Annotated in this window: 24 protein-coding genes, 1 tRNA gene, 1 rRNA gene and 2 riboswitches; of the genes, 9 read left to right on the top strand and 17 right to left on the bottom strand. The window is 52.2% G+C overall.

All coding sequences use genetic code 11. The features are described from left to right. Positions 1 to 152: 152 nt before the first annotated feature. Positions 153 to 665 carry a YwhD family protein gene (locus tag EHV15_RS09365; protein ID WP_128630966.1) on the bottom strand — a complete coding sequence of 171 codons (513 nt, stop codon included), beginning with the start codon at positions 663 to 665 and terminating at the stop codon, positions 153 to 155. A gap of 150 nt (positions 666 to 815) precedes the next feature. Here EHV15_RS09365 and EHV15_RS09360 point away from each other — a divergent pair, with 150 nt between their 5' ends. From EHV15_RS09360 to EHV15_RS09335, 6 genes are all read left to right on the top strand, one after another. Further along, a complete protein-coding gene (locus tag EHV15_RS09360) occupies positions 816 to 2,816 on the top strand; it encodes a M1 family metallopeptidase (RefSeq protein WP_128630965.1) in 2,001 nt (666 codons plus the stop codon). Positions 2,817 to 2,836: 20 nt separating this feature from the next. Further along, on the top strand, positions 2,837 to 3,667 hold the full coding sequence (locus EHV15_RS09355) for a hypothetical protein (RefSeq protein WP_128630964.1): 831 nt from the start codon (positions 2,837 to 2,839) through the stop codon (positions 3,665 to 3,667). Positions 3,668 to 3,888: 221 nt separating this feature from the next. Continuing rightward, positions 3,889 to 4,025: riboswitch (cyclic di-AMP (ydaO/yuaA leader) on the top strand. Between the two features lie 3 nt (positions 4,026 to 4,028). Continuing rightward, the gene (locus EHV15_RS09350; RefSeq protein ID WP_128630963.1) at positions 4,029 to 4,499 is read left to right on the top strand and encodes a C40 family peptidase; all 471 of its coding nucleotides are present in this window, start codon (positions 4,029 to 4,031) and stop codon (positions 4,497 to 4,499) included. Positions 4,500 to 4,753: 254 nt separating this feature from the next. Next, positions 4,754 to 4,891: riboswitch (cyclic di-AMP (ydaO/yuaA leader) on the top strand. Between the two features lie 4 nt (positions 4,892 to 4,895). Beyond that, positions 4,896 to 5,378: a C40 family peptidase gene (locus tag EHV15_RS09345; RefSeq protein WP_128630962.1), complete on the top strand. Its 483-nt coding sequence runs from the start codon at positions 4,896 to 4,898 to the stop codon at positions 5,376 to 5,378. Positions 5,379 to 5,620: 242 nt separating this feature from the next. Further along, positions 5,621 to 6,124, top strand: a complete 504-nt coding sequence (locus tag EHV15_RS09340) for a GNAT family N-acetyltransferase (protein ID WP_128630961.1) — start codon at positions 5,621 to 5,623, stop codon at positions 6,122 to 6,124. A 159-nt stretch (positions 6,125 to 6,283) separates the two neighbouring features. Beyond that, complete coding sequence (locus EHV15_RS09335; RefSeq protein WP_128630960.1) at positions 6,284 to 6,643, top strand: c-type cytochrome; 360 nt, start codon at positions 6,284 to 6,286, stop codon at positions 6,641 to 6,643. 63 nt (positions 6,644 to 6,706) lie between these two features. Here the strand turns inward: EHV15_RS09335 and EHV15_RS09330 are convergent, their stop codons facing one another. Both EHV15_RS09330 and EHV15_RS09325 read right to left on the bottom strand, forming a co-directional pair. Then, on the bottom strand, positions 6,707 to 7,006 hold the full coding sequence (locus EHV15_RS09330) for a 4a-hydroxytetrahydrobiopterin dehydratase (protein ID WP_036618039.1): 300 nt from the start codon (positions 7,004 to 7,006) through the stop codon (positions 6,707 to 6,709). Positions 7,007 to 7,182: 176 nt separating this feature from the next. Further along, positions 7,183 to 7,476 (bottom strand): hypothetical protein, encoded by a 294-nt coding sequence (locus EHV15_RS09325; protein WP_128630959.1) that lies wholly within the window; start codon positions 7,474 to 7,476, stop codon positions 7,183 to 7,185. Positions 7,477 to 7,666: 190 nt separating this feature from the next. Here EHV15_RS09325 and motA point away from each other — a divergent pair, with 190 nt between their 5' ends. Together motA and motB are read left to right on the top strand one after the other, a co-directional pair. After that, positions 7,667 to 8,470 (top strand): flagellar motor stator protein MotA, encoded by an 804-nt coding sequence (motA, locus tag EHV15_RS09320; protein WP_128630958.1) that lies wholly within the window; start codon positions 7,667 to 7,669, stop codon positions 8,468 to 8,470. Beyond that, on the top strand, positions 8,454 to 9,239 hold the full coding sequence (gene motB, locus EHV15_RS09315) for a flagellar motor protein MotB (protein ID WP_128630957.1): 786 nt from the start codon (positions 8,454 to 8,456) through the stop codon (positions 9,237 to 9,239). The genes motA and motB overlap by 17 nt, the downstream gene beginning before the upstream one ends. A 107-nt stretch (positions 9,240 to 9,346) precedes the next feature. Here motB and rluF read toward each other — a convergent pair whose 3' ends face one another. Together rluF and EHV15_RS09305 are read right to left on the bottom strand one after the other, a co-directional pair. Continuing rightward, positions 9,347 to 10,051, bottom strand: a complete 705-nt coding sequence (gene rluF / locus EHV15_RS09310; RefSeq protein ID WP_128630956.1) for a 23S rRNA pseudouridine(2604) synthase RluF — start codon at positions 10,049 to 10,051, stop codon at positions 9,347 to 9,349. A gap of 53 nt (positions 10,052 to 10,104) precedes the next feature. Then, positions 10,105 to 12,009 carry an ATP-binding protein gene (locus EHV15_RS09305; RefSeq protein ID WP_128630955.1) on the bottom strand — a complete coding sequence of 635 codons (1,905 nt, stop codon included), beginning with the start codon at positions 12,007 to 12,009 and terminating at the stop codon, positions 10,105 to 10,107. Between the two features lie 364 nt (positions 12,010 to 12,373). Between EHV15_RS09305 and tadA the strand changes: the two genes are divergently transcribed. Beyond that, on the top strand, positions 12,374 to 12,865 hold the full coding sequence (gene tadA, locus EHV15_RS09300) for a tRNA adenosine(34) deaminase TadA (protein WP_128630954.1): 492 nt from the start codon (positions 12,374 to 12,376) through the stop codon (positions 12,863 to 12,865). A gap of 70 nt (positions 12,866 to 12,935) precedes the next feature. Here tadA and EHV15_RS09295 read toward each other — a convergent pair whose 3' ends face one another. The 12 genes from EHV15_RS09295 to rrf form a co-directional block, all read right to left on the bottom strand. Next, positions 12,936 to 13,883, bottom strand: coding sequence for a DUF6612 family protein (locus tag EHV15_RS09295; protein WP_128630953.1), 948 nt, complete (start codon positions 13,881 to 13,883; stop codon positions 12,936 to 12,938). Positions 13,884 to 13,901: 18 nt separating this feature from the next. Next, positions 13,902 to 14,777: a YitT family protein gene (locus tag EHV15_RS09290; protein ID WP_178076049.1), complete on the bottom strand. Its 876-nt coding sequence runs from the start codon at positions 14,775 to 14,777 to the stop codon at positions 13,902 to 13,904. Between the two features lie 631 nt (positions 14,778 to 15,408). Beyond that, positions 15,409 to 15,561 carry a small acid-soluble spore protein P gene (locus EHV15_RS09285; protein WP_128630951.1) on the bottom strand — a complete coding sequence of 51 codons (153 nt, stop codon included), beginning with the start codon at positions 15,559 to 15,561 and terminating at the stop codon, positions 15,409 to 15,411. Between the two features lie 110 nt (positions 15,562 to 15,671). Then, positions 15,672 to 15,760 (bottom strand) — tRNA-Ser (locus EHV15_RS09280). A gap of 65 nt (positions 15,761 to 15,825) precedes the next feature. Further along, on the bottom strand, positions 15,826 to 17,109 hold the full coding sequence (serS, locus tag EHV15_RS09275) for a serine--tRNA ligase (protein ID WP_128630950.1): 1,284 nt from the start codon (positions 17,107 to 17,109) through the stop codon (positions 15,826 to 15,828). Positions 17,110 to 17,264: 155 nt separating this feature from the next. Beyond that, complete coding sequence (pdxT, locus tag EHV15_RS09270; protein WP_128630949.1) at positions 17,265 to 17,843, bottom strand: pyridoxal 5'-phosphate synthase glutaminase subunit PdxT; 579 nt, start codon at positions 17,841 to 17,843, stop codon at positions 17,265 to 17,267. Between the two features lie 102 nt (positions 17,844 to 17,945). Continuing rightward, on the bottom strand, positions 17,946 to 18,827 hold the full coding sequence (gene pdxS, locus EHV15_RS09265) for a pyridoxal 5'-phosphate synthase lyase subunit PdxS (protein ID WP_128630948.1): 882 nt from the start codon (positions 18,825 to 18,827) through the stop codon (positions 17,946 to 17,948). 83 nt (positions 18,828 to 18,910) lie between these two features. After that, the gene (locus tag EHV15_RS09260; RefSeq protein ID WP_128635257.1) at positions 18,911 to 20,332 is read right to left on the bottom strand and encodes a D-alanyl-D-alanine carboxypeptidase family protein; all 1,422 of its coding nucleotides are present in this window, start codon (positions 20,330 to 20,332) and stop codon (positions 18,911 to 18,913) included. Between the two features lie 119 nt (positions 20,333 to 20,451). Next, complete coding sequence (gene guaB / locus EHV15_RS09255; protein ID WP_128630947.1) at positions 20,452 to 21,909, bottom strand: IMP dehydrogenase; 1,458 nt, start codon at positions 21,907 to 21,909, stop codon at positions 20,452 to 20,454. A gap of 449 nt (positions 21,910 to 22,358) precedes the next feature. Beyond that, on the bottom strand, positions 22,359 to 22,955 hold the full coding sequence (gene clpP, locus EHV15_RS09250) for an ATP-dependent Clp endopeptidase proteolytic subunit ClpP (protein ID WP_128630946.1): 597 nt from the start codon (positions 22,953 to 22,955) through the stop codon (positions 22,359 to 22,361). Between the two features lie 22 nt (positions 22,956 to 22,977). Next, a complete protein-coding gene (locus tag EHV15_RS09245; protein ID WP_128630945.1) occupies positions 22,978 to 23,790 on the bottom strand; it encodes an RNA polymerase sigma factor in 813 nt (270 codons plus the stop codon). A 584-nt stretch (positions 23,791 to 24,374) separates the two neighbouring features. Next, positions 24,375 to 24,491: ribosomal RNA gene (rrf, locus tag EHV15_RS09240) — 5S ribosomal RNA — on the bottom strand. Positions 24,492 to 24,622: the final 131 nt, after the last annotated feature.

Below are 24,622 nucleotides of genomic sequence, written 5' to 3'. Positions count from 1 at the left end.
CTTAGCCCCCACGTCCCTCTTCTCCTCCCCTCTCTACTGCACCTCGCCCTATACCTTGCCCGAAAATTCTATAATGTCGAAAAAAACAGCGAACCCTCGCCGCAACCGGACGGCAAGGGAGCGCTGTTTTATTATCTGCATCTTACGGACTTTTAAGCTTCCAAAGCGCTCTTCAGCTCTTCCGGCGTGCGCTCCCACCACTCGGCGTTGGTTTCGACCAGCAGGTTTTTAAGCGCCGCCTTTTGCGCCGCCGCCAATCCATCCAGGATGACCCGCCGCTTCAGGGCATAGTCCATTTTATTGACGTGGTCCGCGAGGATTTTCCAGCCGCGCCGCGCCTCCGTATCAATCCACATCTCGCAGGCGGTCATCCCGCCGTAAAATTGCCCCTCCGGTCCGCGGTCGACCGCGACCCAAACGATCCACACCTGCCGTCCGTTCGGAACATCCTCCCGGTTCATCGAAAATTTGATGCCTTTTTCCACCTTGCTCTTGGCGTGCATCGCCCCAACATCGATGTAAGCTTCATCGCCGTCGATAATGACCGGCGACATGCTGTTCAAATCGATGGAGCCTGCGCCAAATCCTTTATGCTTGCTTTTCTCGTCGTTGCTGATGATATTCAAGGCGAAAATTTTTTTGCCCGTTTTTGGTGATTGATCCATAATGTCCTCCATTATTCACGAATCTATAGACGGTACTCCGTAATATCAGCCTTTTTGAGGCCTTATTGATTAATTCAATTTTAGCTAATAATCTGCCAAAAGCAAACATATACATGCTGTAGATGCTTGTCAACGGGAGGTATCCATTGTATGACCCGACGTACTAAGATCTACGGCATTTCCATCCTTGCTTTGTGTTTAATTCTCGGAACGGCTGGATTTGCCCTCCATGCAGGCCCGGAGGATGCAGCTTCGTTCGCCCCGGAAAAGGGCAAGCCCAAGGCCTTCCAAAATACCGGACAAACCCCGGCCGCACCGCAGGCCGAAAGCATCCAGCAGCCGAAGGCGGAGGTGCTCAGCAACCGAGTTGCCGAATACCACATCGACGTTGCGCTCAATGAACAGGATGGGACGCTCACCGGCACGCAGACGCTGACATGGACCCATCCCGGCAAAAAAACGGTCAACGAAATTTATTTGCACTTGTACCCCAACGCTTTCTCCTCCCCGGACACTACGTTTATGAAGGAATCGGGCGGCAAGCTGCGCGGGGATGCCATGCCCAAGGACGGCTGGGGCTCGATGGAAATCACCGAGCTGCGGACGACGGACGGCATTTCCCTGCTCCACCGGTTGCAGTATGTCCAGCCGGATGACGGTAACACGAAAGACAAAACTTTGGCTAAAGTGCGTCTGCCGGTGGCAGTTCAAGGCGGGGAAAGCCTTACGCTGAAGATGAAGTTTACCGTCAAGCTGCCGAAGGTTTTTGCACGGATGGGGACGGCGGGAAATTTCGTGATGGCCGGGCAGTGGTTCCCGAAAATCAGCGTGTATGAGCCTGCGGGCACCCGGGGACGCACGGCGGAAGGCTGGAATCTGCATCAATACCATGGAAATTCCGAATTTTATGCCGATTTTGGCATTTACAGTGTGAGAATTAATGTGCCCGAAACCTATACCGTAGCTGCCACCGGATTTCAGACGAAAAAGGCGGACATCCGGGATGGACGGAAAACGGTGCAGTTTTATGCCGACGATGTTCACGATTTCGCCTGGGCGGCCTCCCCCGATTTCATTTATGCGGAAGAGCCGTTTTCCTCCTCCGAGGTGCCCGGCGTGCGGATCAAGCTTTACCTGGATCCGGTCCATCAGGATTTGAAAGAGCGCTATTTTTATGCGGCCAAATCGGCTTTGTCCAATTTCAGCAGATGGTACGGGCGTTACCCTTATTCAACCCTGTCCATCGTGGTGCCCCCCGCAGACGGGAACGGAGCAGGCGGAATGGAATACCCGACGCTCGTGACCGCATTTGGCGCCAGCAGCGATTCTCCCGGCTACGACGAGTTGGAGCGGACGGTCATTCACGAAATCGCGCATCAATTTTTTTACGGCATGATTGCGAGCAACGAATTTGAAGAGGCTTGGCTGGATGAAGGCTTCGCTTCCTATGCGGAGGACAAATTGATGGAGCAGGAGTTCGGCATCAGCCCGACGCTCCCGATTCAGGCCGCGCTGATTTCCGCGCCGGCTCCGCTGACCCAAAACGCCTGGAAGTACGGCTCCAGCGACGGCTATACCAAAAATGCCTATTACCGCGGCAAGCTTATTTTGCTCGATATTGAACGCCAGGTGGGAAGCAAAACGATGAAGCGCATTTTAACGGTCTATGCCCACAAATACCGCTTTAAACATCCAGCAACGGCCGACTTCCAGCGGGTTGTCGAACAAGTCACCGGACGCAGCTGGAAAAACTATTTTTCGCAATATGTATACGACGGCAAAATGGCCGATTTCTCCGTCGACCAAATCACGGTGAATCCGCTCCGTCAGGATGGCGCCACCGTTTACGAATCCACCGTCGTCATCTCCCGCAAAGGGGCGGCCTATCCGAAGGTTCCGCTGCTGTTCGCCTTCCAAGACGGGCATACGGTGCGAAAGCAATGGAAAGGCGAGGACAGCCGGGCCCTGCTTAAGCTGACATACAAGGAGCCGCTCGCTTGGGTGCAAATTGATCCGGACTATTCGCTGGTGGTCGAAAACAAACATATCAACAATTATTTGAAAACGACGGTGCCCGAACCTCTCCTTTCGCGCTCCAATATGAGCGTGACCAAGCTAATCGAGGCCCTGCTCGGAGCGCTTATATGGTAACTTTTAGGGGGTAATAGAGTATGACCTACGTGCGTCAGGGGTGGGACCTGCTGAAAAGCCAGTTTCCCTCCGTCATCATTTTGTTCCTGTATCAGCTGCTGTGGGGGTTGTTTTTGTACCGGCTGGTCGATACCGCCGTTACCGCTCTGCTGCAGAGATATCCGGATCCGCCGCCCACGCAGCTCAGCCGGTTTCTGTTTCTGCTGGAAGGGCGCATTTATTTGGGGAGCAATCCGGACGTCCGCCTCTATTTGGGATTGCTGATCGGTATGGCGGTTTTGCGTCTTTTGCTCACGCCTCTTATTCAAGCGGGAATTTTTTACGGGCTTGTCCCTTCCGAGAGCCGTGCGCACGGACTGCCGCTGTTCCGCGGAATGAAGGAATTCTGGAAACCGGTCGCCGTGTTTTATGCCCTTGAATTTACTTTAATTATTTTGCCTTCTTTCTGGATTGTTCCCAAGCTCCTTCGATTATGGCCGCATCTGCTGGGAGCCGGGGGACAAATGGCCCCGATGCTGACGGGTCTCATCTACATCCTGGGCTGGTTCGTTTACGGCTGGCTGGTAAGACAATGCATCCTCTACGTACAATTTGGATATTTGTTCAAATCCAGCGTCTGGGGTTCCCTTCTCGTCTGTTTCCGGCACCTTCTGCAGGGCATCGGGATCTCCCTTATCCTGGGCGCGTTCGGACTTGGCGTGTTCCTGTTGTTCGGAACGGTCTCCTGGATCTGGACCGGCATGCTGGCGCTGATCCTGCAGCAAACCTACCCTCTTTTTCGCAGCGCTTTTAAAGTTTGGCAAGTCACCTCGCAATATCGCCTTTGGCAGACGAAAACCGAAAAAAGTTAAATTTTTTTCATCTCTCCGAAACCTTTACGGCACAAGGCCTTCGCGACTTTGCGAAGGCCTTGTGTCAGGTTTTCCCCTCTTAATCTTGCGAATTAACCATTGCCAAATGATCCCTGTCTTTGTTAAAATAACAGCAACACAATTTCAGTAACAGTTTTGTAATTATTTTTGTCATCTTTGGCAGGAAAATAGCAATGTACGTCGAATAAGTCTTATCAGGTGTGAAATCAAAGCCGAATTCCCTGCGCCGGGGAAACGGGGGAACCACTTTGGGTGAATTGATCTCGTAAGCAAGGGATCATAGGGAACCTTCAACCGAATCCTTAAGCTAACCTCGTAGGCATTGGAAGGAGCATACTTCTTGAAAAAGCGTTTGACCGTAACAGCAGTAAGTTTTGCGTTGCTCTTCACTATCGGAACTGGCAGCGTTTTCGCTGATTCCAAGTTGGACAGCGCCATTGATGAGGGTCTCGGATCTCCTTATTCCGCAGGCGGAACAACGACTTCGGGTTTTGACTGTTCCGGATTTACGATGTATGTATTTAACAAGCTCGGCATTGATCTTCCTCATCAATCAGGCTCCCAATTTGAGATGGGAACGAAAGTTTCCAAGGACGAATTAATCGCTGGCGATCTGGTGTTCTTCAATACTTCCGGCGATGGCATATCTCATGTTGGCATTTATGTCGGTAACGGCGAGTTTGCGCATGCCTCTTCTTCCAAAGGAGTGGTCGTCAGCAAACTGAGCGAGAGCTATTATGAGAAGCGGTATGTCGGAGCGAAACGCATTATGAGCTCCGAGAAATATGAAGCTGTAACGGCCGAACAGTAATCGCAAACACATCATAACGATTCGACAAACCCGCAGGGAGATTGGGCCGCCATGTCTCTGCGGGTTTTTCCTGTTGAATTTCCTGTTTACGGACTGCCTTAGGAATCATTACCCAGACTCGCCCGCTCCCCAAACAGGCCAAAAGCATCCTTTTTGACGGGAAGCTTGCCAACGTTGGGCCGCTTTGGTAAAATAACCAACAGAAATAGTAACAACTTTGTAATTTCTGTTGTAACGTCGTTTTAGGGTGCATACTACATGAACTGCCGAATTCCCCGCACCCGGGAAACGGGGGAACCACATCAGGGTGAATTGATCTCGCTCCAAAGGGATCATAGGGAACCTTCAACCGAATCCTTAAGCTAACCTCGCAGGCCTTGGAAGGAGTTTGACATCTTGAGAAAGACTTTAGCAGCAGCGGTAACGAGTTTGGCTTTATGTTTCACCTTGGGAGCTGGAAGCGCTTTTGCGGCCGAAAAGGAAACTTCGCTCTCCGGCATCGTCGATTCCGTGTACGGCACGCCCTACAAATACGGCGGCACCAGCACGGCCGGATTTGATTGCTCCGGGTTTACGCGGTATGTGTTTAAGCAAATGGGCGTTACGCTCCCTCGCGTATCCGCAGCCCAATTCAAGGCAGGTACAGCGGTGTCCAAAAGCGAGCTGCAAGCCGGCGACCTTGTCTTCTTTAACACCCGGGGTGGCGGAAAAGTATCGCATGTAGGCATCTACGTTGGCGACGGAGAATTTGCCCATGCGTCCTCTTCCAAAGGAATCCGGATCGACAAGTTGAGCAACAGTTATTACGAGAACCGCTACGTTGGCGCGAAGCGGATTCTCAGCAAATACGGTTATTCCGTTTACGCCGCGGAATCTTGAACCTCCGTCGGCACTTTATTTTCGTTTCACATGACCTGCCTGCCGTAAGCCGATTCCATGAGAACTGGCTTGCGGTTTTTTTCATCCCTATCTATATAACGAAGCGACACGCCAAAAGGTTACCGATTTTTTGTTGATTTCCATAAATCCACAGGTGTCCGAGAGGCGGCAGAACCTTTACAAGTTAAGTAAATCCCGTTAGAGTGAGGGTAATAGGAATGCCGTTTTAAAGGAGGATCCCAATGGATAAACCGATTCTTCAGTTTCGCATCGTCCCCATGGAAGAGAGCCACGGCGCGGAAATCTGCACCTGGCGGTACGATTCTCCCTATGACGTCTACAGCTGGCTTCCTTGGGAACAAATGAAAGCGCTCGATGTTGAATTCGGCAATCCGGCGATCAGAGCGGAGCAATACGTGTCTGTGCTGGACGAAAGCGGAGAACTCGCAGGATTTGCCCAATATTTCCCGCTTAACGATGTAACGCGGCTCGGCATTGGCATGAAACCGGAATTGTGCGGACATGGACTCGGCAAACGGTTTGTAACAACGATCGTCGAGGAGGCGCTGCGGCGGAAACCGGGCCATGAGATCGATTTGGAAGTGCTCACGTGGAACACCCGGGCGATTCGCGCTTATCAGAAGGCCGGCTTCACTATCACGGACCTTTACGAGAAAATGACCCCTGGCGGCATCTCCAAGCCTTTTTATTGCATGGTGTATCGGGGGCCTCGGGCTTCATCCTAAAAAACCTTCGATCCATTAGAACGAGCTTGCCTATGAAGTTTGTTACAGATTTTACCGCGATTGCGGTGGAATTGTTCCTATTTTTGACACAAAGACTATGATCGGGCGGCATGTTCCGTTATAATGGATAAGGTAGCTTACATAGGAGGGGCGATTGGAATGCAAAAGTGGATCATGAGCGGATTGTTTCTCGTTGCTTGCGCTATGGCCGTCGTACTGATGTTCACCCTGCCGAGCCGGGAGCAGGCCGCTAAGGAAGCCAAACCGCAATTGCCTGAAATTACGATGAATGCGGAACAAGCCGAAGCCACCGTAAAAGCAAACTGCATCACCTGCCACGGAGATCAGTTGCAAGGGGGCGCGGGACCGAATCTGCAAAAGATCGGCGCCGAACTGACGGCTGACCAGCTTTACGGCATTATCGCCAAAGGCAAAGGCGGAATGATGCCTTCCTTCAAAGACCGGTTGAAGGATGAAGAGATTGCCAACGTCGCAATGTGGCTCGCGGAGAAAAAATAACTGCACACGAAAAGTACGCCCGCCGGAAACTTAAGCGTTTCCGGCGGGCGTTTTTTGCCTGGCCTAATCTGCGGCGCGCATTTTCTCAAACGCCTCGTTATATTGCTGCGCTTCTTTAATATCCACTGCCGTAATTCCGCCTTCTTCCCATGAGGTCAGCCGGAGCGTCACGGTTTTATAGTCGATCGTAATAAACGGGTGATGATTAAACGCTTCTGAAATCGCGGCTACCTCATCCACGAAAGCAATACCCTTCATAAAATTGGAGAACGTATATTTGCGGAAGATCCATCGTCCTTCCTCAAGTTCCCAGCCTTCCAGCTTTTCCAAATGCGCTTGTACTTCTTGCGGTGTAAACGGCATCATTTATCCTCCCCGTTCTCTTCAAGAACTCCTTGTTATGTAAGTATCCCCTGGCGCATCGGGACCTAAGCTTCCGGCCCCGTCCTCTACTATTCTATTCTGCAAACGACCTGAACATGCGTACTGCTTCCTGACTAACTATTTTACCATGGAACCCCGGGTCAAACCAAATTTCCCTAGATCAAAGCCACGGAAGTAAGCTCTTCGTCCCCGATCAGAACATTGATGCGGTGCCCCTCCGGGTCATAGATAACGATCGCGCTTCCAACCTCAATGACGGGTTCCGCACCTAACGCAAAAAACAGGTCCTCAGCCAGCGCCTCCTGCACTTCGGCCCGCTCTGCATCAGCCAATCCCGCCCACTCCGACAATTCCATATCAAAGAAAAGATAGCTATCGGAAATCCGGCCCACCGCTTCCGTCAAGTCGGCCAAAATATATTCATAATCCCTTCCGTGCTTTACGCCCACCGTTATATCCTCCCTTGATAGCCTTAGCATTCAGGCCATGTTCTTATTATACCGGAAAAAACCACTTAAAAAAAAAGCCAAAACTGTCGATAAAATAGATAAATCTTTTTTTAGGCAGCAGTAACGTCTTTTCCGCAAGGATGCGGAAAGAAAAGAAAGGATTCAATTTAACTCAAGGACGAGGTGTACAATGGAAATTTCATCGATTATTGGACTTATTCTTGGACTTGTTGCGCTTATCGTGGGGATGTTTTTGAAAGGCGCGCCTATTGAGAGCTTGATCTCCAACCCTGCGGCCTTTGTCATTATATTCGTCGGGACCGCGGCGTCGCTGTTCATGGCCTTCCCTACGGCTGACATGAAGAAGTTCCCCAAGCTGCTCAAATTGATCGTCTCTCAACCGAAGATGATCACCAAAGCCGAGCTGATTACCCTATTTACGGAGTGGGCTACGATTACCCGGCGCGAAGGACTCTTGGCCTTGGAAGCAAAAGTCGAAGAAATCAACGATGACTTTTTGCGCGGGGGCATGCGTATGATCATCGACGGAAACGACCAGGAATTCGTTCAGGATGTACTTACGGAGGACATTGCGGCTACCGAAGAACGGCATAAAGTCGGGGCGCAGATTTTTGCCCAGGCCGGGATGTACGCGCCTACCCTCGGCGTTCTCGGCGCCGTAGTCGGCTTGATTGCGGCCCTCTCGGATATGAGCGATATTGAAAAATTGTCCCACGCGATTTCCGGGGCTTTTATCGCTACCGTATTTGGTATTTTTACCGGTTATGTGCTGTGGCATCCGATCGCCAATAAATTGAAACGTCTCTCCAAAAAAGAGATGGAAGTGAAGTTAATGATGGTGGAGGGGCTGCTGTCGATCCAATCCGGCGTGTCCACCATCGCGATTCAACAGAAGCTGGCCGTGTTCTTAACCCCTGCCGAACGTGCGGAAATTTTAGAAAAGGGGGTAAATGAAGGTGAGCAAAAAGAATAAACACCAGGATCACGAGGAACATGCCGACGAAAGCTGGCTGCTCCCTTATTCTGACTTAATGACGCTGCTGCTGGCGCTGTTTATCGTTTTGTTCGGCATGAGTACGATCGACGCCAAGAAATTTGAGGAAATGAGCCAGGCGTTTAACAGCATCCTTACCGGAAGTGTCGGCATTTTGGAGCAAACGTCCATGACCCAAAACGAGAACATGGGGCAAGACCGGCAGCGCGAAACCTCTTCCATGAGCAATACCGAGCTGATGCGCAAGGAACAGGAAAGCCTGGAGGCCCTGAAGCGGCAGCTGGACAATTATATCAAGGAAAACGGGCTGACCGAGGATCTGGATACGAAGCTCAACCAATCGCAGTTAATGATCACCATCAGCGACAAAGCGCTGTTCGCTTCGGGCAAAGCCGTGGTCAAGCCGGAATCCCGTCAGCTCGCCAAAGCGATCTCGACGATGCTGCAGGAGTTTCCGGATTATGAAGTGATCGTTTCGGGGCATACGGACAACGTGCCGATCTCCACGTATGAATTCCCGTCCAACTGGGATTTGAGCGCGGAGCGCGCCTTGAACTTCATGAAGATCCTGCTGCTGAACACCAACCTGGATCCGAAGAAATTCAGCGCGATCGGCTACGGTGAATATCACCCCGTCGCCGGCAACGATACGGCGGCAGGAAGAGCCCAAAACCGCCGGGTCGAAGTGTCGATCATCCGCAAATATGTGGACAGGAATCAACAGCTCGGCGTTACCGCGGCGCACTAACGGCGCCATACACATCTTCCGCAGCCGCTAGCGGCGCGCGGAAACCATAAAGGCAGGCCCTCGCTTCAGGGTCTGCCTTCGTTTGTTGCAGCTTCGTTTTTTCAGGTTCAGATCAGCGGATAATTCAGCGCTTCGCCAAGCTCCCGCTTCTCCTGCTCGGTCAAATCCCGCCAAGTGCCAGCCTTTTGTTCACCCAGGTGGATATTCATGATCCGGATCCGCTGCAGCTTGCGTACCTCATAACCCAACGCGCTGCACATCCTGCGGATTTGCCGGTTTTTTCCCTCCGTTAAAATAATCCGAAACACCCGGTCCGCAACCCGGGTCACTTTGCAGGGCAAGGTCATCTGGCCTAAAATCTTCACACCTTCGCTCATCGCCTTCAAGAAGCCGGGCGTCATCGGACGGTCCACCGTCACGATATATTCTTTCTCGTGTTTGCCTTCGGCCCGCAAAATTTTGTTGACGATATCCCCGTCGCTCGTCAGCAAAATAAGCCCCTCCGAGTCTTTATCGAGGCGGCCGATCGGAAAAATCCGCTCCAGATGTCCGACAAAATCGACGATATTGCCTTTGACATGGCTCTCCGTGGTACTTGTGATCCCTACCGGCTTATTCAACGCAATATAGACGTGTTTGGCCCGCTTAGGCGCAATCGGCTTCCCCTCGACCCGCACATCGTCGCCCGGTTCGGCCTGGCTGCCCAGCACGGCGGTGACTCCGTTTATCGTCACTTTCCCCGACTCCACCAGCTTGTCCGCTTCGCGCCGGGAGCAATAGCCTGTCTCACTGATAAATTTGTTAATCCGCATGATGTACCCTTATCCACCCGTCTTTTGTAAAATTCAAGCCGCCTTGCCTGCGGCTAATCGGCCAAATCCGCCGGCTCTTCGGAGTCCGCGGCTTCCTCCGCAGAAGCCAGCGGCAACGTAATCGTGACGACCGTGCCCTTGCCCAATTCGCTTTCGATCAGCAGCGTTCCCCGATGGCTCTCGATAATCCGCTGGCTTACCATCAGCCCCAAACCGGTCCCCTTTTCCTTGTTCGTGTAGAAGGGCTCTCCCAGCTTGAGCAGCCGCTCCTTCGCGATGCCCTCACCCTCGTCAATCACCCGCAGCACCGCTTGGCGGCTATCGTCCGCCTCCAGCTGAAGGGTGATTTTCCCGCCTTTCGGCATAGCCTCCATGGCGTTTTTCAGCACATTGATAAACACCTGCTTAAGTTGATTTTCCTCACAATGCACCAATACAGGCTGCTGCGAGAAAAGAACCTCGAACGCGATATTATGTAAGTGCGCCTCGCTATCCAATAAAGAGACGACGTCCCCCAGCGTGAAACGAACATCCTTCGTTTGAAATTGCACGGCCTGCGGCTTTGCGAGAATCAAAAATTCGCCGACGATCAGGTTAATCCGGTCCAGTTCGGCCAGCATGACATCCGTATGCATCGTATTGATCGTTTTGGTCTGCTGCTGCATTTGCAGAAACCCCCGCAGCGTTGTCAGCGGATTGCGGATTTCATGGGCGACTCCCGCCGCCAGCTGGCCGACCGTGGTCAACTTTTCCGAGCGGCGCAGCAGTTCATCCATCTTATTGTGTTCCGTCATGTCCCGGGAAATGCTGATAAACGCCGTAATTTTACCTTTCTGGTCATAAATCGGCGATACGCTGACGCCTACCTCGACGCGGCCGCCATCCTTGCGCAGACGTACCGTTTCCGTCACAACGGAGGCCGCCTTGCCGACGGACTCCTCCTCCTGGCGCCAGGCCGGCCTGTTCTCCTCTTCCTCAAAGGGAGGAGTCAACTCAAGGCGGGAACCGATGATCTCTTCGCTCGTCCACCCGTACAAGCTCTCAAAGGCGGGGTTCACCAACTTTACCCGTCCCTCGACATCCGTAATATGAATGGCATCGGCGGTCTGGCTGATGATCGATTCCAAATATTCTTTCATGGACCGGTTTTCTTCATTTTTCTGCGTTAATTCCTTGGTGTAGTTGCCCAAGCTGTCGGCCATCGCGTTGATTTTGTTGGCCAGCAGGCCCAACTCATCCTTCCGCTCCACTTGAAGCCTGGCTTCAAACTGCCCGGAGGACAGCTCATTGACCTGGTCAAGAATATTCCGAATCGGCAGAATCAGACGGCCCGCCATCCAGTAACTGGTCAAAATCATCAAAACCAGCAGGCTGACCGAAACCATAAACTGGCTGATCACTTGCTTCGAGATGGCGCCTGCGAACGGTTCATAGCTGGAGATAATGCGAATCACGTAAGGCGCCTGTTTGTTCGGAATAATCGGAACATAGCTGACCAGGACATGCTCGTTATTAATCATCGTGTCGTACATCAGGCTTTTCTTTTGACTGATCGATTCCCGAACGGCCCTTTCCACCATGCCGTCATTTTTGTATTCATAGGTCCCGAATAAGAGATGATCCTGATCGATTTGCTGTGGATTAAAACCGCTAATCTCCAACAGGCTGTCATTGGTGCCGAGGGATTCACGCACAATCCGTTCCGGGCTGGTCATATGAAGAATCCCGTCCACCATCCTGCCGTTCATTTTGTCCCCAAGAGAAAGCTTGACATAATTATACACCGAACGACTCTGTTCGACAGCAAGAGCGATATGCTTGGCCGTCAGCATCATGTTCGCTTCCCGGTCTTTGCGCAAATTGTCCCGGGTCGAGAAATAACTTAGCACGATATTCAAGGACAAGATGATCATGGCAAAACATGAGATGATCAAAGCAAGTTTGGTTTTTATAGTCAAAGTTTCACCCCACTTCTAGAGCCATAGTAATGGGTTTTTATGGTAATCCGTAATTTTCTACTTTCATCATACCTTTTACGACAAGTTTTGCAAAGACGTTGAAATTCCCAGATCGTTTCCCTACAATAAGAAAAAATGCCTATAATGTTGGTGCTTGGGTTGTATGCGCCATAAAATGTAGATATAAGTGCTACTTATCCACATACTATTAACATATCAACAGGACCAAAGTATAATATGTGTATAATAGTGGGGATAATAACCCGCTTATGCACAGTGTTATGCACAACATGTTAACAACGAATGCTTGTTCGTTGGACAAACCTGGGGATGAACACCTTAGAAGGAGTTGAACTGATTATTGATGTCCTTTTCATCAATCCCTGAACCGCCATCCTCCACTTATCCACATGAGCACTGGATGGAAGAGGCGATTCGCGAAGCGAGAAAAGCGGAAGCGATAGGTGAAGTCCCTATCGGCGCGGTGATCGTGCTGGGCGACGAAATTGTCGGGCGCGGCCACAATCTGCGTGAAAGCTCCCGGGACGGGACGGCCCATGCCGAAATGATAGCGATCCGGGAGGCCAGCGCGAATTTGGACGCCTGGAGGCTGCTGCATTGCCGGCTCTACGTCACGCTCGAGCCCTGCCCAATGTGTGCGGGTGCAATCGTGCAGTGCCGGGTTCCCCACGTCATTTATGGCGCTCCCGATCCAAAGGCAGGCTGCGCAGGAACGCTGATGAACCTGCTGCAGGAGCCCCGCTTCAATCACCGCACTGAAGTAACCGCCGGGGTGCTTCAGGAGGAATGCGCTACTTTGCTGACGTCGTTTTTTCGCCGGCTGCGCCAAAAATAATGGTCCCTGAAAAATAAAACCTCCAGGCCCAGTGAAAGGGATTTTGGAGGTTTCGCCGTTATTTATTCCATTAATAGCCGAAGCTACGCATCTCTTCCTTAAACTTATCCAGCGTGATCGTATCGTCCGGGATTCCGATTTCGAACACCGGTTTTTCATTGATATGGCTATAAGTGCTGGTCGCCTGCAGCGCCACTTTTACCTTATCTTTCGTTTGTACATCGTTAAACTCCACATCAGCGTTAAGCGCCTGATAAACGGGATAGTTATCCCCATCGATAGCCGTATTTACGGTAAACTGGTGAATTTGCAGATTATCAAGAACTATCGGCAGCATATTGTGGATAACTTTTTCGGCAGCCTCTGCAGCCGCATCGTTTGTTACTTCGAACCGGACGACCTGCTTTGCTTTGACGCCTTCCGGCAGCTCCGCTTCCTCCGGATCGATCGTTTTAAAATATGGGTCCGGCTCAAACTCTCCAAATACCGTCACGGCCAACTCCGCTCCAAGCTTCTGCGTCTTCTCCGGGTCGAGCAGATCCGGGTTAAGCCCCTCACCGCTTTGCTTCGCCAGCTCCTGCCAATCCAGCTCGACAAATTTCCCCGTAACGGACTCTGGCATCGGCAAAAACGGAATGCTCGGAACCTGGAGGTACAGCTTCTCCTTCGTCATCACGAACGGAGCCGTAATGGTTGTGGCCACTTTGCCGGCCAGTATAATTTCCAGCTGTCCTTCGGTTTGCATCGGGTCTTTGCGGTAAAGCTGCCGTATGTTGATTTCGGCGTTTGGAAACACCGAGAGGATCGCACCGATATTCGGATTTAACGATTTCGCGTTTACGGTCAGATCCGAAATTTTAATACGGCTCTCCAAGACGAAAGAATCCATGCCGAGCGCATGCAGGGCCGCGCTGCTTAACGCTTCCTTCGGCTCCTTCTCGGCGGTGCATCCGGACAATACGGCAACAAGCGACATCATAACAAGCAATACAGAAATGTAAAACCGTTTTTGAAACATACAATCTCCCCGTCAAAATTAGTGGATTGCTTTTTTCTTGAAACGTCCGCCCTTCACGTCATGGATATTCCCGACCGCCAAAAAGGCATTTTCGTCGTAATGATTTACGATTTCCTTCAACTTGGCTTCCTCCAAGCGGGTAATCACGCAAAAAATGACCTTTTTCGGATCCCCGGAAAATCCGCCTTCCCCCGATAAATACGTCACGCCCCGGCCCAACCGGCTCAAAATGGCGTCTCCGATTTCGTCAATTTGGTCGCTGATGATCCAAACCGATTTCGATTCGTTTAAGCCGTCCACGACGATATCGATCGTTTTATAAGCGATATAATAGGCCAGTATTGAGAATAAAGCCCGTTCCCAGCCGAATACAAATCCGGCGCTTAGCAATATGAAGAAGTTGAAGAACATAATGACTTCGCCAACGGAAAAAGGAGTTTTACGAGAGATTAAAATAGCGACGATTTCGGTTCCGTCCAAGGAGCCGCCAAAACGGATCACAAGCCCGGTACCAAGGCCGAGCAAAATGCCGCCAAAGACGAAAGCCAGCAGCGTATCGCTCACAAATGCTTGAACGGGATGCAGCAGCGCCGTTCCGACCGACATGACAGAGATGCCGATCAACGTGGATATGGCAAACGTTTTGCCAATCTGTTTGTAGCCGATAATGAGAAAGGGGAGGTTAAAGAGGAACAGGAAAATACCCAGCGGGAAACCCGATAAATAAGAAGACATAACGGAGATGCCCGTAATTCCGCCATCCGTAATTTTGTTGGGTACCAGAAACAGCTCAAGGGCCACGGAAACGAGAATCGCTCCAATAATAATGAAGAAGGTTCGAAACAGTATGCTTTTGACCGTTCTTTGTTTATGCTGCCGAGCCTGCTGCGGCATGGCAGACGGAGTCATATTGTTAGGGCTTATGGCGTTCAATCGCATCACGATCCTTTCGGTTAATATATCTGTCTTTTCATCTCCACTCCTAATTGATCCATTTCTTGAAGCTGTGCGGACACCCTCTCTTTATTATTACATGTTTCTATGCTTCATGTCTTGCTTTTCATGGAATTTCAAACTTGAAAAAACCTCGCTACTGCGAGGTCCTTTGTCGCGCAAACCCATTCCCTCTTCTGTTCTACTATGAGAACCCTTCCCCTTCTTTCATAAGCAGAAGCACCGAGGACTTTGGCCCTTTCTAAGCCGAGAATGCTGCTCTAACGGACACCAGCGACCTTATCCGCCCATTTCCCGGGTATTTCCCAGCCTAACGGACACACACGACCCTATTTCACTCTAAACCCGTTCATCCAGGCCGATTTGTGGTAAATAAGGTCTTCTGTGTCCGTTACATTTTGCAATCCTCTGTTTTTTCGAAAATAAGGGCTCTGGTGTCCCTTAGTCCCCAGTTTCCTCTTCTCCTCCCCTCTCTACCTGCGCATCGCCCTCTACCATGCCCGATCTATAAGGTTAAAAAACCTCAGCCTTGGGCTGAGGTCGTGATGTTTCCACGTCAAGCTTATCCTGCTTATCCTTCGGGATTGTTATGGCTGACGTGGTTTTGCGTCTTTACTTTCTTGGACCCGGACAGCGGCTCCGGCCCCTCCTGCTTCCGCTCGCGGCGCGGGTTGTCCTCCGGTCCGTTGCCGGCCGAAGTCTGATACGTTTGCGGTTTCGTCATCGCAAACCCTCCCCTCCATTATGGATGTAGGGTTAATTTGTGATGAAACCCGCCGCATTATGCAAAAAAGAGAGCATCGCTGCTCTCTTATAAAACCGCATGGTTATGTATGGCGGAGAGGATGGGATTCGAACCCATGTGAGCTTGCACTCTAACGGTTTTCAAGACCGCCCCGTTATGACCGCTTCGGTACCTCTCCATAAGGTGAATCCGATTCGCGTAACAAATCAGATTCTACCACATTGCTTGCCAATTCGCAAGCCGTTAACGTTTGGTAATCTTCTCAATGTTGCCCATGTAAGGCCGCAGCACTTCCGGAATTTCCACGCTGCCGTCCTCCTGCTGGTAGTTTTCCAGAATCGCCGCAACGGTACGTCCCACCGCCAGCCCCGAGCCGTTCAAGGTATGTACGAATTCGGGTTTGGCTTTCGGCTCCGGACGGAAGCGGATGTTGGCGCGGCGAGCCTGGAAATCCTCCACATTGGAGCAGGAGGAAATTTCGCGGTACATGCCGCTCTCCGGCAGCCACACTTCGAGGTCATACGTTTTGGCCGCCGTAAAGCCAAGATCGCCCGTACACAACGCAAGCACGCGATAAGGCAATTTAAGCAGCTGCAGGACACGCTCCGCGTTGGCGGTCATCTTCTCCAGCTCATCGTAGGACGTATCCGGATGCACGATTTTGATCATTTCCACTTTGTTGAACTGGTGCTGGCGAATCAAGCCGCGCGTATCGCGGCCCGCCGCCCCGGCCTCCGAACGGAAGCAAGAACTGTAGGCCACATAGTGGCGTGGAAGGTCTTCCGCGTTCAAAATCTCATCGCGATGATAGTTCGTAACTGGAACCTCTGCCGTAGGGATAAGATAATAATCGCTGGTACCCTGCAGCTTGAACAGGTCCTCTTCGAACTTCGGAAGCTGCCCCGTTCCGTACAAACTGTCGCGGTTTACGATATAGGGCGGCAGCATTTCCTCATACCCATGCTCATTGCTGTGCAAATCCATCATGAAGCTGATTAACGCCCGCTCCAGGCGCGCCCCAAGGCCCTTGTAAAAAGCAAACCGCGATCCGGTGACCTTGGCCGCCGCTTCAAAGTCGAGGATGCCCAGACCGGCCGCCACGTCCCAATGGGCTTTCGGGGCGAAATCAAATTGCCGCGGTTCGCTCCAACGGCGAACCTCGACGTTTTCCTCCTCGGAAGCGCCCACCGGCACGCTCGCGTGAGGAATGTTCGGAATCGCCAGCATCAATTCATCGATCTGCGCCTCAAGTGTCCGAATCTCCTCGTCCAGCTCCTTGATCCGGTCGCCGACCTCGCGCATCTCCGTGATTAACTCGTCGGCATTCTCCTTGTTCTTCTTCCGCTGCGCCACTTCGGCGGATACCGTATTGCGGCGGTTTTTCAGCGATTCGCTCTCTTGAAGCAGCTCCCGGCGCTTCTCGTCCAGGGGCTGAAAACCCGAGATCAGCTCCAGCGATTTCCCCCGGTTTTTCAACGCTTCTTCAACCCGTGCATAATCGTTTCGCATTATTTTTACATCCAACATGAGTAGTCCCTCCTAGATTCATCCCTTTGCAGGCCTGCCTACCTCAAAAGTCATCCATCGAAGGGAGGCTGCTATGGAATATGGAAACGCCGGCCGGCGGTTTGTGATCCCAAACAGATAAAACCTCGACCCATCAAAGGAGTCAAGGTCCCTGTTTACGGCCGCTTCGTCTGCTTGATCATTTCAACAAAATAAGCATGGAGCGAAAAATCGTCGGTCAGCTCCGGGTGAAAGGACGAGACGAGCAAATGCCCCTGACGGGCCGTGACGATTTCGTCCTTGTACGTCGACAGCACCTCAACTCCCGGGCCTACCGCCGTAATCAGCGGAGCGCGGATAAATACGGCCCTTAGCGGAGCCGTAAGCCCCTTGACCTCCAAGTCCGTCTCGAAGCTCTCCCGTTGGCGTCCGAAAGCGTTGCGCGATACCTTGATATCCATTAAACCGAGATGGGCTTCCTCCCCGCCTTCGATTTCCTTGGCCATCACGATCAGACCGGCACAGGTGCCAAACAGAGGTTTGCCTTCCCGGGAAAAATCTTGTATCGCTTCAATAAATCCGTATTTTCGCATCAGCTTCCCGATCGTCGTGCTTTCGCCGCCCGGGACGATGAGTCCGTCCAGCTCGCCTAGCTGTTCGGTGCGCTTCACGGCCGTCCCCTCGGCTCCGGCGCTTTCCAGGCTTCGAATATGCTCCGCTACGGCGCCCTGCAGCGCCAACACTCCTACCTTCATGGCAATCCTTCTTTCTGCTGCAGCCAAACTATGTGCACCCCGGCCATCACGTGGATTTGCCGGGGTGGGTTAGGACTGCTCCCTTCGATATTTCCGGCCCTATTACCAGCCGCGTTCCGCCATCCGCTCTGCGGGAGACAATTTGGAAATTTCAATGCCTTTCATCGGCGTACCCAGGTTTTTGGATACTTCGGCAATCAATTTGTAATCCGTGTAATGCGTCGTCGCCTCAACGATGGCGCGGGCGAATTTCTCCGGGTTGTCCGATTTGAAAATACCGGAGCCGACGAATACCCCATCCGCGCCAAGATGCATCATCAACGCGGCATCGGCCGGCGTCGCCACGCCGCCGGCGGCGAAGTTCACGACCGGCAGCTTGCCGTTCTCATGAACTTCCAAGAGCAAATCGTAGGCTACGCCCAAGTTTTTGGCCTCCGCATATAGTTCGTCTTTGGACATGTTTTGCACTTTGCGGATTTGGCTGTTGATCAGACGCATATGACGAACGGCTTCCACGATATTTCCGGTTCCGGGTTCGCCTTTCGTACGGATCATCGACGCGCCTTCACTGATCCGGCGCAGCGCTTCGCCGAGGTCTTTCGCTCCGCAAACGAACGGTACGGTGAAATCCCGTTTATCAATATGGAACACTTCGTCCGCCGGGGTCAACACTTCGCTCTCGTCCAGGTAGTCTACCCCCAGCGATTCAAGAACTTTCGCTTCTACGTAATGGCCGATCCGCGCTTTCGCCATTACCGGAATGGAAACGACCTTCATCACTTCTTCGACTATCGTCGGGTCCGCCATCCGGGCCACGCCGCCGGCTGCCCGAATATCCGAAGGAACCCGCTCCAGCGCCATGACGGCGGTAGCCCCGGCCGCTTCGGCGATTTTGGCTTGCTCCGCGTTCATGACATCCATGATAACGCCGCCTTTTTGCATTTCGGCCATGCCTCTTTTTACACGCGATGTTCCTGTTTCCATGTCCAATCCTCCTGATAATAATCTAACTTGATATTTTACAATATTCCCTTTAAATATACAACTCGCTGACTCGGGATTTCGGCCTAGAACAGGTTTTTGATCCCATTAAACAGATCGCTGAAGAAATCGCCGATCGCCCGCATCATCAACGCGAACCAGCCGGCCTTTTCCACGTCTTGGGCCGTGATTAAGTTCACAGTTTTCTCCAGCGTTTGCTCCATGCCCGGAGCTTTGAAGGAATAAGTGACCGTACCCACTTTCGTCCCTTGCTTCAGCGGAGCGGTCAGGCTGGCGGCATCGTTCAGCGCCACTTTCGCTTGAACGGCGCTCGTATCCGCTCCTTTCGGCACCACAAAGCTGACGGCTTGATCGGTTACTACAGGAACTTTCGTATCCTTCGCTTTGTCTACGGTTACCGTCTCCGTGCCGGTCACGGTCGCTTTCGGAGGAACGATCTGTTTGGTTTCAAAGTTATTGAAGCCGTAATCCAGCACTTTACGGGTTTCGACGAAACGCGCGGATTCGGTACCCGTCCCCATGACAACGCTAATCAACCGCGTACCGTTACGAACGGCCGTACCCGTAAAGCAGTTGCCGGCGTTGGAGGTATGGCCGGTTTTCAGACCGTCCAGGCCTTCATAAGCATATTGCTTGAAGTTCGTGATGTTTTTGTTTGCTTCCAGCATCCAGTTTAGGTTAACCATCGGCGCTGTGTCGCGTTCCCGGAACTTTTTGCTTTGAATGGTGGTAAAGCGGTTGAAATCCGGATGGTCGGTCACGATATACTTCGCCAGGATCGCCGCATCCATGGCGGACATGACGGTTTCCTTGCCGTCCGTCGGCTGAAATTCCTTGGGCATGTCTTTAATGTCAAGGCCGGTAGAGTTGGCGAAATGGGTATGGGTCATGCCCATCCGTTTGGCTTCGTCGTTCATCATTTTAACAAAGGCCTGCTCAGAACCGGCAACATGCTCGGCAAGCGCCACCGAGGCATCATTCGCGGAAGCGATGGCCATGGCGGTATACAGCTCTTCTATCGTATGCTGATCTCCCTCGGCCAGGAAAATTCGCGAGCCGATCGTGTTTGCGGCATTTTTTCTTACCGTTACCACTTCGTCCCATTTGAATTTGCCCTGTTTTACGAAGTCAGCGACAATGTATTCGGTCATCATTTTGGTCATGCTCGCCGGCGGCAGCGCTTCATCGCCGTTGACATTCAGCAGCACTTGCCCGGATACGGGCTCCAATAAAACGGCGGATCTTACTTTAAGGTCTAATGATTCCACGGAAGGAATTGAGGTGGTCGCAGATTGCACTGCCGCAGGTTTGGTAGAAGTAGATTCCGTTTGCTCCCCTTGCGCCAGCGCCATGGCCGGCACCAAAGAGAAGCACAGTGCGTTCAGCAGCAATACAGACGCTACGCTTTTGCGCAGGAAACGCCGTTTGGATTGTGTTGTCTTACGTTTGGATTGTCTCAGTTTCAATGCCCTTAAAGCTCCCCTCATATTCTCTTTCATTTACTTTTTCTATTCTATCACAGGGGATATCGCAAAAAAAGACAAGCCCCGGCGAAATTGCCCGGCTTGCCTTGGTAGATTGTGGAATGTCAATAGTTTCGATAGATTTACAGCGAGTAGTTCGGCGCTTCCTTCGTAATTTGCACATCATGTGGATGGCTTTCGCGGAGGCCGGCGCCCGTAATCCGGATAAATTGCGTATCGTTTCGCAGCTCGTCCAGATTTTTGGTGCCACAGTAGCCCATGCCGGAACGCAGCCCGCCGATTAGTTGATGGATCGTGTCGGACAACGGACCTTTGTAAGCAACCCGGCCCTCGATGCCTTCCGGGACAAGCTTCTTGTCGTCATCCTGGAAGTAGCGGTCTTTACTGCCCTGCTTCATCGCGCCCATCGAACCCATGCCTCTGTACACCTTATAGCGCCGCCCTTGATAAATTTCCGAATCGCCGGGGCTCTCTTCCGTTCCCGCAAACAAGCTGCCCAACATCACGGCATGCGCGCCCGCGGCGATCGCCTTTGTGATTTCGCCGGAATATTTGATCCCGCCGTCGGCGATGATCGGCACGCCATACTCGCGGGCCACCGTAGCACAATCGTAGACGGCCGTAATCTGCGGCACACCGATGCCGGCGATGACCCGGGTCGTACAGATGGACCCCGGACCGATCCCGACTTTAACTACCGATGCCCCCGCTTCGATCAGGGCTCTGGTGGCATCTCCGGTCGCGACGTTGCCGGCAACGATCGTCAGGTCCGGATAACGTCTGCGCAGCTCTTTGACCGCATCGAGGATGTTGATGTGGTGGCCATGCGCCGAATCGACCGTAATGAGGTCAACGCCGGCCTTAACCAACGCATCGGTCCGCTCGAACGTATCTTTGGAAATGCCCACGGCCGCGCCGACGAGCAGGCGTCCCTGAGCGTCTTTGGCCGCGTTCGGGAACTGGATTGCTTTTTCGATATCCTTAATGGTAATGAGGCCTTTCAGCACATTGTTCTCATCGACAAGCGGCAGCTTCTCGATTTTATGCTTCTGCAGAATCACTTCGGCTTGTTGCAGCGTTGTTCCGACCGGAGCCGTAACCAGATCTTCGCGGGTCATAACCTCGCTGATTTTGATGTTGTAATCATGCACAAACCGCAAGTCCCGGTTCGTCAAAATCCCGATCAGCTTATGCTCATCATCGACGATCGGCACCCCGGAAATCCGGAATTTGCCCATGACCGCTTCCGCATCGGCTACAAGATGGTTCGCCGTAAGCGAAAAAGGATTGGTGATTACACCGCTTTCGGAGCGTTTTACCCGATCTACTTCCTCCGCCTGCTGCTCAATCGGCATATTTTTGTGAATGATCCCGATGCCGCCTTCCCGCGCGATCGCAATCGCCAGCGCACTTTCCGTGACCGTGTCCATCCCTGCGCTGATCAGCGGAATGTTCAGCTTCACCTTGTCGCTCAGCTTCGTCGATACGTCAACCTCTTTAGGCAGCACTTCCGATTTGCGCGGAACCAGCAGCACATCGTCGAACGTTAAGCCTTCCTTGTCAAATTTACTTTCCCACACCGTAAAGATCCTCCTTAAAAATAATTTTGATTGATGATGGCCGATTTCCTAAGTAAGCCCGGTTAAAACGACGTCTGCGGGTACCCTTACCTAAAACAAGAACCGCCTAAAGCGGTATCTCATACTTGGGATCTCCCTTATATATCAAGACCGGAAAGCCCCTTACGAAAATATATTATTGCCATCTTAGCAAAGGCCCTATGGGCTGTCAAGGAAAAGCCGAGCCAAATCTCCAAGCGGCTTCCGGGCAAAAACAATTGTCTATTGGACGCGAACACTACTGAAAATGAAGCCTTCCGTTCACTGTATTTCTGCCCTAAACCGGCGATTCCGATTCTTGCGCTTCAAAATAAAAGAACGGGGCCGTTATCGGCACCCCGTCCTTCTGTTCTTATTCGGCCTAAGCTCGGCCTGATCTACACATGCTACTGCAGCGCCTACCCGCCGAATTACGAGTTGCGGTTCTCGCTGTTGATCACCTGGTCGATAATCCCATAGGCTTTCGCCTCTTCCGCGGTCATAAAATAATCCCGGTCCATATCCTTCTCGATCTTCTCAAGAGACTGGCCCGTGCATTCGGCGGCAATAGCGTTCAATCTCTCCCGGATGCGCAAAATCCGCCGCGCACTGATCTCAATGTCGCTCGCCTGCCCCTTTACGCCGCCATGCGGCTGGTGGATCATGATTTCACTATTCGGCAAGGCGAACCGTTTTCCTTTGGCTCCGGCCAATAACAGAATCGCCGCGAAAGAAGCGGCAAAGCCAGCGCAAATGGTCTGGACGTCCGGCTTCACGTACTGCATCGCGTCGTAAATCGCAAAACCCGCTGAAGTCGAACCGCCCGGGCTGTTGATATAAAAATGGATGTCCTTCTCCGGATCCTCGGCCGCCAAAAACAACATCTGCGCCGTAATGCTGTTGGCCACTTGATCGTCAATCTCCGAACCGAGAAAAATGATCCGGTCCTTTAACAAGCGTGAATAAATATCGTAAGAACGCTCTCCGCGATCCGTCTGTTCAATGACGTATGGAATTACCGAACTCATAGGGTTTACCTCCTTAGTTGGGTCAAGCCGCTGCCGCCATCATCCACTGGCTCTTAACCGGTGTTGCCGTTCGTGTTCCCGGTTTGGATGTCGTGTTACGGCGATAAGACTGCAGCGTTAAGGTTGGAACAAGATCTTGAGGACGAGGATCGTTGAACAACATGGCCAAAGCGGAAGCATCCTGGCGGCGAAAAGCGTCCAAATAGGCATATACCACCGCTTCCTGCGCCCCTGCATCGCCTTGCCGTTCCGAAAAAGCGCGAGCTTTGCCTTGCCCCTCTCCTTCCCCCGATTGAAACAGACCGTTGCGCAGCTTCATACGGGCCCGATGCAGCGCCGCCTTGACGGCCCCCTCCGTTGACTGAATCAACTGAGCCGCTTCCGCCGCCGTATACTGCAAAACATCAACCAACAGCAACGCGGTCCGTTGATTCGGGGGCAGCTGACTGACCAAAGTCTCCATCGCCGCCCAAACGCTGGTCTCATCCAACCGCTGCTGAGGCAACTCCTCAACGACCATTGAATGCGCCGCCGGGAGCATTTTTTTACGACCGCGGTCAATCCAGGTATTTCGGGCCGCCTTGTATAAATAAGCGCGCGTGAGCCGAATGCGATCCCCTTGGTTCCGCAAGGAAGACCAAACCTTCAACCATGTGTCCTGCGCCAAATCGTCGCCTTCCCACGCCGATCCGGTCAAGGTACGGCAATAGCTGCGCAACGCCTTCTGATGCGCGTCAACCCAATCCGGAAAATCGGGCGCTTCCCCGCTCCCCTCGGCAGCCTCAACTTTTTGGGCCGCTTTGCGCTCCTCCCGCTCTGCAGTATCTTTGCGCATGTTAGAACACCTCCTGCCCTTACATAGCCTAAAACCATCCGACTGTTAACCATCTATACTTACTGATTTTGTTGTTCACCGTTATAAACGAAAAATGAGCGCTAATCGATACGGTCTCTTGAAAAATATTTTACCTGAATTTTTTGTTTTAGTGGCAATTATATCGGAAACCGGTATTCTTACCGGAAACTGGCCACTCGCTGGCCACTCCGCCATGCTGCAATACCACCTAACCGATTCCATGTAGTACGCCTAACGGACTCCAGCGACCTTATTCGCCCATTTCCCGGGTATTTCCCGTTCTAACGGACTCAGACGACGCTATTGGGCCAAAAATACGGACTTTGACGCCAATTTGAAGGAAATAAGGTCCGCTCGGTCCGTTAGAATTTCTAACCCCCTCATTTGGAGCAAATAACGTCGCTCAGGTCCGTTAGCCTCCTCAGTTAAGTTTCCCCTCTCCATCCCCCAGTGTCCGCAATAACGTAATATCCGTTTCACCACGCCGTTCCGTTTCATCTCGCTGCAAACACTTTAACAATGCAAAAAGCACCGCCGAGTTATCGGCGGTGCTCTTCTTTCTTGCTTGGCGGCGTCCTACTCTCCCAGGACCCTTCGGTCCAAGTACCATCGGCGCTGGAGGGCTTAACGGCCGTGTTCGGGATGGGTACGCGTGGAACCCCTCCGCCATCGCCACCAAACATGATTTTTGCGCTGCTTCCGCTGCCTGATCCCTGCTTCAGCAAAAGATCAAACCTCAGAAAAGACATGCAGCTTAAAATCGTCATTCAGGCGCTTGATCGCCTGAAAACTGGATACGAAACAAATTTGC

The sequence above is a fragment of the Paenibacillus oralis genome (assembly GCF_003863965.1).
GTDB lineage: Bacteria > Bacillota > Bacilli > Paenibacillales > Paenibacillaceae > Fontibacillus > Fontibacillus oralis.
This window is presented reverse-complemented; position numbering and strand designations above follow the sequence as displayed.